Raw genomic sequence first — 10182 nt, forward strand, 5'->3', positions numbered from 1 at the left:
TCTCCGGCGGCTCCCGTGGCTCCTGTTGCTCCCGTGGCACCTCTGGCTCCTGCACTACCTGTGGCTCCGGCTGCACTACCTGTGGCTCCGGCTGCTCCGGTTGCTCCCGTAGCTCCCGTGGCTCCTGTCGCTCCACTAGGTCCGGTCGGACCGGCCTCTCCGGCAAAGCCCTGGGGTCCGGTGGCTCCCGTAGCTCCGGTTGGGCCCACAGCACCCTGAGAACCAGTCGGACCGGTTGGGCCTACATATCCCTGCGGGCCGATTAACCCGGTAGGACCGGTAATTCCCTGTATACCCTGTGGGCCGGTTACTCCCTGTGGACCCTGTGGGCCCGTTATTCCACGGAGACCCTGTGGACCCGGTATACCCTGCGGGCCCTGTGGGCCCATTGGACCTGTCACACCTGCAACTCCCTGAGGTCCGGGAACTCCCTGTAATCCGGGAACTCCCTGGGGGCCTCTCGGACCGGTTGCTCCCGGAACCCCCTGCTGGCCCATTGGCCCCTGTGGACCCGGACAGCCTCTCGGTCCCTGAGGTCCCTGCGGCCCTGGGCAGCCCCTTGGTCCCTGGGGTCCCTGCGGGCCTGGACAGCATGGAATCGGCCGGCCGCAACAGCCATTTCCTCCCGGGCCTCCATGATTTCCACAACCCGGCCTATTTATAAACCCATTTTCTGACGGACAATTATCTCCGTTCGAATATCCATTTGGATAATTCTGAAACATAAACTTGTTCCTCCTGAAACCCTGTTTCTCTATATCATATGATTTTTGGTCAAGTTTTGTGCCGTCAGCCGTGCATTTACCGGTTCAATTTTTCTAATTCAATTCAGGCCAGTACCCCTTGTTCGCTTCAATCAAATCATCGAGCACTGCCTTAGCCACATTTGCGCTTGGGACTGTTTTTGACAGCGTCAATGCCTGCCACAGCTTTTGATAACTGCCTGTTATCCATGCCTCGACAACAAGTTTCTCTACAGCGGCCTGTTGTTCCATAAGTGCTTTTTCAAACACCGGTATTTTTCCGATATGCATACGCTCATAGCCGTCTTTTCCAACAATACACGGGATCTCAACCATTGTGTCATAATCGATGTTTTCAATCGCGCCCTGGTTCTCAACAATCAGCAGCATTCGTTCATGGGTATTCGTCATCAGCGCATGAGCCAGGTCTACGATAAACGTAGCATGATTGTCTTTCCTGATCAGACTGCCTTCTGTCGTGCCTTTCTTTGCAATTTCCCGGCATGCGGTAAATACACTCTTCTCCCGTCCTCCGATCACCTCATCCGCTCTTGTGTAATCCGGATTTGCATGGGCGACCTCGTCATCTCCGAACAGGTAATATTTAAGATATGTATTTGTAACAAATTCCGGTTCTATCTTCTGCAAATCTCTCGCTTTCAAATGAGTAAATTTCCAGCTTTCCCGGTTGTCATACAAATACTCGTTCTCATCTACGACAAATCCTTTTTCTGCTATGTATTCTCTGATCTTTGGAAGCAGCTCGTTGCCTTCTCTATCTTTTATGGAGGTATACCAGCCAAAATGATTCAGTCCGAAATATCTCACGGTCATTTCATACCTCGATTTTAGTCCGACCATTTTCGCCATCCGGTCTTCCAGTCCAATCGGCATATCGCAGATATTGATTACCCTTGCATCTGGTTTTATCCTGCGGCACGCTTCGGCCACAATCGAAGCCGGGTTTGAATAATTCAGCATCCATGCATCGGGAGAGTATTTTTCCATATATTCAATATTTTCCATCATCCCGCCGATGGAGCGCATACCATATGCAATACCGCCGGGTCCACATGTTTCCTGTCCCACAAGACCGTATTTTAATGGAATTTTTTCATCCTGTCCCCTCATGGGCAGTCCTCCGGCGCGAATGTGAGCCATTACGATATCTACATCTGTGTAAGCCGTTTCAGGATCCGTCGTCGCCTCAAACTCGATATCCGGAGCCTCTTCTTTCACAATAATTCTGGCTGCATTCGCCACTATATTCTGGCGTTCCTCATCGATATCGTACAACTTCAGCTTACGGATCGGAAACCGGTCCAGATTTGCCATTAACATATTTATAATTGCCGGTGTATAAGTGCTGCCGCCTCCGGCTATTAATACAGATGCTTTTTTCATGTTATTTTTCTCCTTTATCTTCCATATTTATCTTCTATATTTTTCTTTTACATTTTTTCCAGCTGCTTTATAATCGTCTCTTTTATCATCCCAACCGTCAGTCCGTAAATCACCTGTATGCTCTGGCTGTCAAGTTTAACAATTCCCATGCAGCCTGTTTTCTGCAGAATGCCTTCATCCACCAGCTTCATATCTTCCACCCGGACTCTAAGCCTGGACATGCAGTTGTCCACTTCGATGATGTTATCTTTTCCTCCCAGTCCCTTTATAATCATCTGTGCTTTCAGAATCTTGGGATTATTCCTGTCTTTTACGTCCGAGGTCTGCCCGATCTGCACATTGCTGATCTCTGCCGCAAACGCCATGGCTTCATCACTGTCTCCGCCCCGTCCCGGAGTCTTAATATTAAATTTTACGATTGCCCATCGGAAAAGCAGGTAACAGGCGATCCCTTCTATTATTCCGACCAGCAGCGTCAAATACCATCTTGATTCCGGTCTCAGCGGACCATAGAGAATGAATCCCAGAATACTGGAAGTCGTCCCGCCCAGCTGGCTTTTCAGCAGATACAGCAGCAGATAGCTCAGCCCATTCAACGCTGAGTACACAACATAGAGCAGCGGTGCCGTAAACAGAAATAAAAATTCAATCGGTTCGGAAATATTGGACATAAATGCGGTAAACGCGCCTGCAATCAAAAGCGGTTTAACAGAACTGCGCTTATCTTTATCTGCGCTTTGATACATAGCCAGCGCAATGGCCGGAAGGGCAAATACCATCATCGGAATCTGCGGACCTCGAAGGAATTTGACCATTTCTACGAGGCTCGCTCCCTGAGGAAGCCCCTCAATAAGATACTGGAAGTATGCTGGACGGCAGCCTTCAATCACCCCGGAAGCAAATGCATAAGTGCCTGAAACAGCCGTATCACGGATGACTGTATTCCATATCTGGTGAAGCCCCGTAGGAATCAGAAGCTTTTCCACCGTGGCATAGACAAACGGGCCGAAAATCCCCATATTTTTAACAACCTCAGCCAATGCTTCGATGCCTTTTGAGAGCCATACCCACAAATAGGGGAAAAACTGGCCGACAAATATGAAAATAATCGCATTTACAAAGGGCACTGTTCTGCTTCCCTGAAAAAACGCAAATGCAGTTGGAAGTTTTACATGGCGGATTTTGGAATGAATCCATGCGGTCATGATTCCTACCAGCATTCCTCCAACCATTCCTGCATTCACCGTTTCTATTCCGTATGTTGTAACAATCGTTTTTTCCGGATACATCTCCCTTACGCCCGGCACCTTTGTCAAAAGTATGCTCATTCCGGTAAGAAATGCCAGATATCCCAGAACGCCGGCAAATGCAGCATATTCTCTGTCACCGTCACATAACGTCGCCGCCAGCGTAATCGCATAGATCAGCGGAAGATTATTCATAACGATACTTCCCGCCGAATTAAAAAGGCCTGCAATATACTGTACCGGAGCGGCATTTAAAAACGGCAGCAGCTCCAGTATCTGCTGATTTGTAAAAAATGATGAAACTCCCATCACCAAAGAAGCGGCAGCAATTAATGCCATTGGCACCAGAAATGCCTTGGCCAGTTTCTGAAGTTTTAAAATAACCCCTTTGTTTTTTCCCATCTTATTTATTTCCCCTTTCCCATAATCCTGTAGCGGCTGCAGCCATACATTGCCTTCAAGTACTCTGATATTGGTATATCATTTTTCAAATTGTTATTCAATATCTGAAATTGATTTAGAATTGTAGTTTAAATGTTTTAATATTTTTCATAACTTGAAATTTATTTCTATATTTCTGTGCATACTGTACAAAAATTTGCCTGCCGCGATAAAATCTGTTATGATATTTACAGCTGATTATGTTACGAATTACGGAAAAGGGGTTGCCTATATGACATTAGAAGAGATGATTAATCAGAATCACGGGAAACTGAATGAAAATGACAAGCTCGCATTGAGCTATATTATGAAAAATAAAAGCGAATGCCAGGGTCTGAGCATCAGCGAACTCTCCAAACGCTGCATGATTTCAACAGCCTCCATAATCCGTCTGACTCAGAAGCTGGGCCTGTCCGGATACAGTGAGCTGAAATACGTCCTGCGCAGCCAGCTTTCTTTACTGGAATCCCCATCTCTCGATACCTTTGATCTCCTGACAAAGGATCTTGATGCAACTGTAAAACTGATGAAATCGGTCAATTTCTCTCCATTCGTCAAGCTCATTGATAAGGCCGATCGAATCTTTGCATATGGAACCGGTTACTGCCAGCGCAATCTTATAAAAGAGTTTTCCGCCCGTATGGTTTCCTGTTCCAAAAACATCTTTTTGATCCCGGCCCGACACGAACTTGATAATCAAATTCCTTATCTGAAAGAGGGTGACCTGATTATTATTGCCTCTTACAGCGGCGAAATAGCCGATTATTCCAAAAGTATTCATGCACTGAATCTTTTAAACATACCGATTATATCGGTGACAAGCTTTTCCAAAAACGAGCTGGCTGCCTTTACCCCCTATAATCTGTACTATCAGACCACCCCCCTGACTCCCGGAGAAACCATTCAGCGCGTCTCTTATCTGACTCTGAATCTGGTCCTTGAAACGCTATACCGGCGTTATCTTGAATATATAAGGAGCTGGCCTGCCGGCAAAGCATAATATTCCCATAATCAAGAAGGGTATTGCAATAAGGAAAAAATCCCGCCTGCAATACCCTTTGTTATTGATTCATTCTGTTCCCAGTTAAATCCCATATATCCTGGATGCGCTTTTCCAAAACACATCCTCCCAATATTTTTCCGGTATGATCTCCTTTGTAAACTGAATATAATCTTCCAGATTTGCCAGCGGCCAGTCCGTACCGAACATGATTTTCCCGTAATTTCTCAAATATGAAATCCACGTCCGCAGCGCCTCGATGTATCCTCTCTGTTCATTCAAAAATTCAGTTGTATCAATTTTTCCCTCCAGCAGACCGGAGATATCTGCCGCAACATTCTCATTTTTTCCGATTACAGCCGCAGCATCCATCAACCAAGGATTGCCGAAATGGCACATGACGAACGTGACTTGCGGATGATCGGCCGCCGTTTCATCGAGAGTCAGAGGATGGCTGTATTTTAAATATGCATTGGAACCTGCAGTTTCACCCATATGTACAGCCACCGGTTTCCTGTACATTTGCGCCAGTTCATAAACAGGTTCGTAAATCTGATCCGATACGTAATAAGGGCTGTATCCCGGATACAGCTTGATCCCAACGCATCGCTCCCTCTGGAGGTGTTTTTCAATCAGGTCATACGCCTGTGTGAGGTTTCTTTCTGCCATATAGCTACTGTCCAGACCAATGCAGTATTTTAGAAACTCCGGGTATTGGTGCTCTTCCAGAGACAGTCCGTGGTTTCCCATAACAATGCCTCCTGCAATCCCCAAATTTTCATAAATTTCTTTTAAATGGCTTTCCGTATTCTCATGACCTGCCGCCTCTGCGATTTCATCAAAATATTCATACCCCGGGCAAAAGTGCAGGTGTGCATCGATAATTTTCATGATCCGTCTTCTCCTTTTTCCGACAGAAACAGGAAAGTCCCGGGCCGCCTTCTCATATGGGCCGCCGGGACTTTCTTCTATCTGTTCAATCAGTCGCCTCCCGGGCCGTCACGCCTGTCTCTGGTATCCGTTACTTCCAGTTTTCCGCGTATCCCGTCCGGGTTCACATGTTTTTCATGAGCCGCCCCGCTGTATCTCTCAAAGGGCTTCGTATCATGCATGTCCGCGCGGTTCGTATATCTGTCTCTGTCATCATATCCGCGCCGTTTCTGTGCTATTTCTTCTTTTTCTATGGCCGCAACTTTAGGGTCATAGGTCAGATCAAAGGTATTGTATCCCGCCAGATCTTCCAGCGGAATGTCCTCATCACCGTAGTCGTAATCGATCATATGCCAATCTCCTTTCTTTTTCTGCCTTCAGATCAAAATGATCCTCATTGTTTAGTTTCCTCCGGAGAAAAAGAACTATACTGCCAAAGATTTCAAATCGTTCGACGTCTGTACAACCGGCCTGAACCGTGATATATCTTCTATGGATTCTACAGGACTAATGACGGCGCTGTGTATACTCTGGCAGCCAATTCATTATCCAGCATATAAAGGCTCTTTGCGTCATCCCCAAAAAGCTCCATTTTTTTAATCAGATCGGAAGCGTTCCGCTCCTCTTCCCCCTGCTCTTTTACAAACCAGTCGAGGAACTGCATGGTTCTGAAGTCCTTTACCGTATATGCAGCGTCATATATGGCATGAATCAGGCTCGTAACATATTTTTCATGTTTCAGCCCTGCCCTCAGCGGATCCATTTTTTCTTTCAACTCGTCCTCTGGTTCATCAATCGCCTTCAGAGTGACCTTTTCATCATTATTCTGAAGATACTGTATCATCAGCATGGCATGATCGCGTTCCTCCTGAGCCTGTACACGATACCAGTTTGCAAAACCCTTTAATCCTTCATCTTCATAGTAATTTGCAAAATCCAGATAAAGATATGCTGAGTAAAATTCCTTATTTACCTGTTCATTTAATAATCCTGATACATTTTCATTTAACATGGTATTCCTCTCCTTTCATGTTCTGGCTCTTTCTCTCAGCCATATATTATTATATCCTGTTCTGCACTAAAATACAATTATGCAATTGCTGGCCATTTACGGAAATCAAACACTAAAAATACAGGCACTCAACCATAATCAGCCGGTCAAATGCCTGTATTTTATAAAGAACTTCCTGCATTAGTGATTCATTCCATCAATTATCTGCCGAAGGATTTCATCATCTTCTTGTCAAATTCAGGGTTGAAATAGTAGAAATTATTAGAGTCAAGCTTGTCTTTCGTCTTTTCCAAAGCCTCCCCGAATCTCTGGAAATGAACGATTTCCCTCGTTCGAAGGAATTTAAGCGGTTCTCTAACCTCAGGATCGGTAATCATGCGGAGCAGGTTGTCGTACACGGTTCTGGCTTTCTGCTCTGCGGCTAAATCTTCCGTCAGATCGGTTATGGCGTCACCCTTTGACTGGAATTCGATCGCTGTAAATGGCAGCCCGGCCGCTGCCTGAGGCCAAAGTGCAGTCGTATGGTCCACATAATACGCGTCAAATCCTGCCGTCTTTGCTTCTTCGATCGTCAGGTTCTTCGTCAACTGGTATACCATCGCACAGATGATTTCCAGATGCGCCAGTTCTTCTGTTCCTATATCGGTCAGAAGTCCGCCTACTTCTTTAACCGGCATGGTATAACGCTGTGAAAGATAGCGCATGGAAGCAGATAATTCTCCGTCCGGTCCGCCGTACTGGCTTATGATAAGCTGGGCTGTTTTCGGACATGTTTTTGTAATTTTAACTGGAAACTGAAGTCTCTTTTCATAAGTCCACATTTATACGCACGCTCCTTCCCATGGGCTCGGCCCTTCCTGCCAGCAAAAACTGTTGTCTGCTTTTTCGCATACAGTCATACAGTCCCTTGCCAGAGGATAAAATTTTTCTGCAAATTCCTTTTTCAGTTCCATTCTGATTTTGTTCTTCTCATTATAAAGCTTCAATGCTTCTTTATCTTCCGGGTGGGTATCCAGATAAAGGATCAAATCATCCAAAACAAAACTTGTTTCATCAATCTTCTGTAGCAGCTCATTTCTCTCTCTGTCTGCGGCACTCACTATGGGAGAATTTTTCAGCATTCCCCCGATTGCCGTCGCCGGTGTGGTCTCCGTCTCGCCGACCGCTCCGTCTGCAGCAAAAAAAGGCTTGTTCAGGTCCTCAAATATCGTTCCCACCTTCAATGCGCGCCCTTCAGGATAAAGTGGTCCCCATTCCTGACAGGGTACGCTGGCTATGGCCAGATGTTCCTTTTTCATCCAATCGTCTCCCTTCGCTAAATAGTTAAAGTGCTTCTTAAATAAATAAAACAAAAAACTCATGGCAGAAATACAGTGGTTTTTGCAGAACGCCGTCTGCAGAAAACATTGCATTTTCATGCATGAGTAGTATGTGTCTGAATGGTTTATCTCACTATGCCAGTATCTTGCTCTCTTCCCATTCCTTTTCCTTAAAACCCACTAGAATAAAATCATCCCCGATGATAAGCGGCCGTTTAACAAGCATACCATCTTCAGCCAGAATCGAAATCTGCTCTTCTTCTGTCATGCCGGCCAGTTTATCCTTAAGTCCCAATTCCTTATATTTCATGCCGCTTGTATTAAAAAATTTTTTTACAGGAAGACCGCTGCGTCCGATCCAGTCCGTCAGCTCATCTTTTTTGGGATTATTATCTGCAATATGGCGGTCGATAAAATCCACCTTATGGCTCACCAGCCATTTTTTCGCCTTCTGGCAGGTGCTGCATTTGGGATATTCTATAAAAAGTATCATTTTATTTCCTCATTATTTTTTTATTTTCATCTTATTTTCATTGTTTATGCATGGGGAATGTTGGTAAACTCTGATATTTCTCTGCTGATTGTACACAAATCGCTTACCGAAAGGTCATGTATGCTGGAATGTCCCGTCACCCTTGCAAATGTCTTCAGCTCTTCTTTGGAACAGTTCAGATAATTAGCAACCCGCTCAGCTGCTGTCTCCACTTTCAGCCGCTCTCTCAGCTCTTTATCCTGTGTCGCTATTCCCATCGGACAGTTCCCGCTTCCGCAGATCCGGTACTGCTGGCATGCAGCCGCAATCAGCGCCGCTGAAGCGATTGCCACCGCATCTGCACCCATTGCAATTGCCTTCGCAAAATCCGCGGATATTCTCAATCCTCCGGTTATCACAAGGGAAATATCCGAATGTAGGGAATCCAGGTACTTTCTTGCCCTGTACAGCGCATAAATGGTCGGAACACTGGACGCCTCCCTCAGAAAAAGAGGGCTGGAACCTGTCGCGCCGCCGCGGCCGTCAATCGTAATAAAATCAGGCTCTGCATAAACACAGAATTCCATATCACGTTCAATTCGTCCTGCTGCAATTTTAATACCGATCGGACGGCCGTCTGATTCCTGTCTGAGCCGGCTGACCAGTTCTTTCAAATCCTCCTTCGTCTTAATATCAGGGAATTTGGATGGGCTCTGAACATCCTGTCCCACCGGTTTATTCCTTATAGCAGCTATTTCAGGCGTTACCTTTTCTCCCGGAAGATGTCCGCCCATTCCAGGTTTCGTACCTTGTCCAATTTTAATTTCAATGGCGTCCGCACTCTGCAGGTTTTCCCTGGTAACGCTGTATTGATTCGGCACGTATTCGAATATGTATCTATAAGCCGCTTCCCTCTCCTCCGGCAGGATTCCGCCTTCTCCGCTGCACATGGCTGTTTTGGCCTTTGCGCTTCCTTTGGCAAGGGCAGTTTTGATTTCCTTAGATAATGCACCGAAAGACATATGGGAAATATATACGGGGCTGCTCAGAATCATCGGTTTCTTTGCATGTTTTCCGATCACAGTCATGGTATCCACAGGATCATGATCGTCGAGTGGCATAGGATTCAGCTGTGCTCCTAACAGCAGTATGTCATCCCAGTTCGGCATTTTCATCTGCGTTCCCATAGAGCCGCCAAGACTCTTTCCTGTAACAGCCATCTGGTGAATCTCTTCCATATACCTGCAGGATGCATCGTGCCGCACAAACTGCCTGTCATATTCCAGCGCAGAAACCTCCTGTTCGGAATCTTCCGGAGGCATCTCCTCTGCGTCCTTTCTTTCGTCTGCCAGCTCAAAATGATCCGCGCTTTGATGACACACAGGACACTCCTTCAGCTCCACGAAAGGCACCCCTTCCTTTTCCTCATCGTAAATCGTTCCGCATATTCTGCATTTGTAAACCGCCATGTATTCCCCTCCTTATTTATAACTTGTAAATCAAAAACCATTGCAATAATTATATCATAGATTCTGCCCTGCCTACAATCTTCTTTTTCTTCCAGCTATTTCAAATTTAACATCTATGTTTTTTAATATGATATATTCTTTATTT

10 protein-coding genes and 1 pseudogene are annotated in these 10182 nt (G+C 45.8%); 1 reads left to right on the top strand and 10 read right to left on the bottom strand.

The features are described from left to right. The 3 genes and pseudogenes from DXA13_RS20165 to DXA13_RS20175 form a co-directional block, all read right to left on the bottom strand. Positions 1-725, bottom strand: a pseudogene (locus DXA13_RS20165) (collagen-like protein); the annotation flags it as partial. A 93-nt stretch (positions 726-818) separates the two neighbouring features. After that, complete coding sequence (locus tag DXA13_RS20170) at positions 819-2147, bottom strand: 6-phospho-alpha-glucosidase (protein ID WP_118246787.1); 1329 nt, start codon at positions 2145-2147, stop codon at positions 819-821. A gap of 47 nt (positions 2148-2194) precedes the next feature. Next, positions 2195-3796 (bottom strand): PTS transporter subunit EIIC, encoded by a 1602-nt coding sequence (locus tag DXA13_RS20175; RefSeq protein WP_118246788.1) that lies wholly within the window; start codon positions 3794-3796, stop codon positions 2195-2197. Between the two features lie 271 nt (positions 3797-4067). Here DXA13_RS20175 and DXA13_RS20180 point away from each other — a divergent pair, with 271 nt between their 5' ends. Further along, the gene (locus DXA13_RS20180) at positions 4068-4835 is read left to right on the top strand and encodes a MurR/RpiR family transcriptional regulator (RefSeq protein WP_181995767.1); all 768 of its coding nucleotides are present in this window, start codon (positions 4068-4070) and stop codon (positions 4833-4835) included. An 84-nt stretch (positions 4836-4919) separates the two neighbouring features. Here the strand turns inward: DXA13_RS20180 and DXA13_RS20185 are convergent, their stop codons facing one another. From DXA13_RS20185 to DXA13_RS20215, 7 genes are all read right to left on the bottom strand, one after another. Then, on the bottom strand, positions 4920-5726 hold the full coding sequence (locus DXA13_RS20185) for an amidohydrolase family protein (RefSeq protein ID WP_118246790.1): 807 nt from the start codon (positions 5724-5726) through the stop codon (positions 4920-4922). 89 nt (positions 5727-5815) lie between these two features. Further along, on the bottom strand, positions 5816-6115 hold the full coding sequence (locus DXA13_RS20190) for a hypothetical protein (RefSeq protein ID WP_118246791.1): 300 nt from the start codon (positions 6113-6115) through the stop codon (positions 5816-5818). Positions 6116-6264: 149 nt separating this feature from the next. Continuing rightward, complete coding sequence (locus tag DXA13_RS20195) at positions 6265-6777, bottom strand: ferritin (RefSeq protein WP_118246792.1); 513 nt, start codon at positions 6775-6777, stop codon at positions 6265-6267. Between the two features lie 200 nt (positions 6778-6977). After that, the gene (locus DXA13_RS20200; protein WP_118246793.1) at positions 6978-7598 is read right to left on the bottom strand and encodes a manganese catalase family protein; all 621 of its coding nucleotides are present in this window, start codon (positions 7596-7598) and stop codon (positions 6978-6980) included. Then, on the bottom strand, positions 7599-8075 hold the full coding sequence (locus DXA13_RS20205) for a spore coat protein CotJB (RefSeq protein ID WP_181995768.1): 477 nt from the start codon (positions 8073-8075) through the stop codon (positions 7599-7601). 154 nt (positions 8076-8229) lie between these two features. Further along, entirely contained in the window at positions 8230-8589 is a 360-nt protein-coding gene (locus tag DXA13_RS20210; protein ID WP_118246795.1) for an arsenate reductase family protein, read from the bottom strand. 44 nt (positions 8590-8633) lie between these two features. Then, complete coding sequence (locus DXA13_RS20215; protein ID WP_118246796.1) at positions 8634-10037, bottom strand: glutamate synthase-related protein; 1404 nt, start codon at positions 10035-10037, stop codon at positions 8634-8636. Positions 10038-10182: the final 145 nt, after the last annotated feature.

The sequence above is a fragment of the Clostridium sp. AM58-1XD genome (genome assembly GCF_003464085.1).
In the GTDB taxonomy this organism is placed as follows: domain Bacteria; phylum Bacillota; class Clostridia; order Lachnospirales; family Lachnospiraceae; genus Lachnoclostridium_A.

Coding starts and splice junctions, on each gene's coding strand:
- DXA13_RS20170 (WP_118246787.1), bottom strand. CDS start 2,147: ATGAAAAAAGCATCTGTATTAATAGCCGGAGGCGGCAGCACTTATACA.
- DXA13_RS20175 (WP_118246788.1), bottom strand. CDS start 3,796: ATGGGAAAAAACAAAGGGGTTATTTTAAAACTTCAGAAACTGGCCAAG.
- DXA13_RS20180 (WP_181995767.1), top strand. CDS start 4,068: ATGACATTAGAAGAGATGATTAATCAGAATCACGGGAAACTGAATGAA.
- DXA13_RS20185 (WP_118246790.1), bottom strand. CDS start 5,726: ATGAAAATTATCGATGCACACCTGCACTTTTGCCCGGGGTATGAATAT.
- DXA13_RS20190 (WP_118246791.1), bottom strand. CDS start 6,115: ATGATCGATTACGACTACGGTGATGAGGACATTCCGCTGGAAGATCTG.
- DXA13_RS20195 (WP_118246792.1), bottom strand. CDS start 6,777: ATGTTAAATGAAAATGTATCAGGATTATTAAATGAACAGGTAAATAAG.
- DXA13_RS20200 (WP_118246793.1), bottom strand. CDS start 7,598: ATGTGGACTTATGAAAAGAGACTTCAGTTTCCAGTTAAAATTACAAAA.
- DXA13_RS20205 (WP_181995768.1), bottom strand. CDS start 8,075: ATGAAAAAGGAACATCTGGCCATAGCCAGCGTACCCTGTCAGGAATGG.
- DXA13_RS20210 (WP_118246795.1), bottom strand. CDS start 8,589: ATGATACTTTTTATAGAATATCCCAAATGCAGCACCTGCCAGAAGGCG.
- DXA13_RS20215 (WP_118246796.1), bottom strand. CDS start 10,037: ATGGCGGTTTACAAATGCAGAATATGCGGAACGATTTACGATGAGGAA.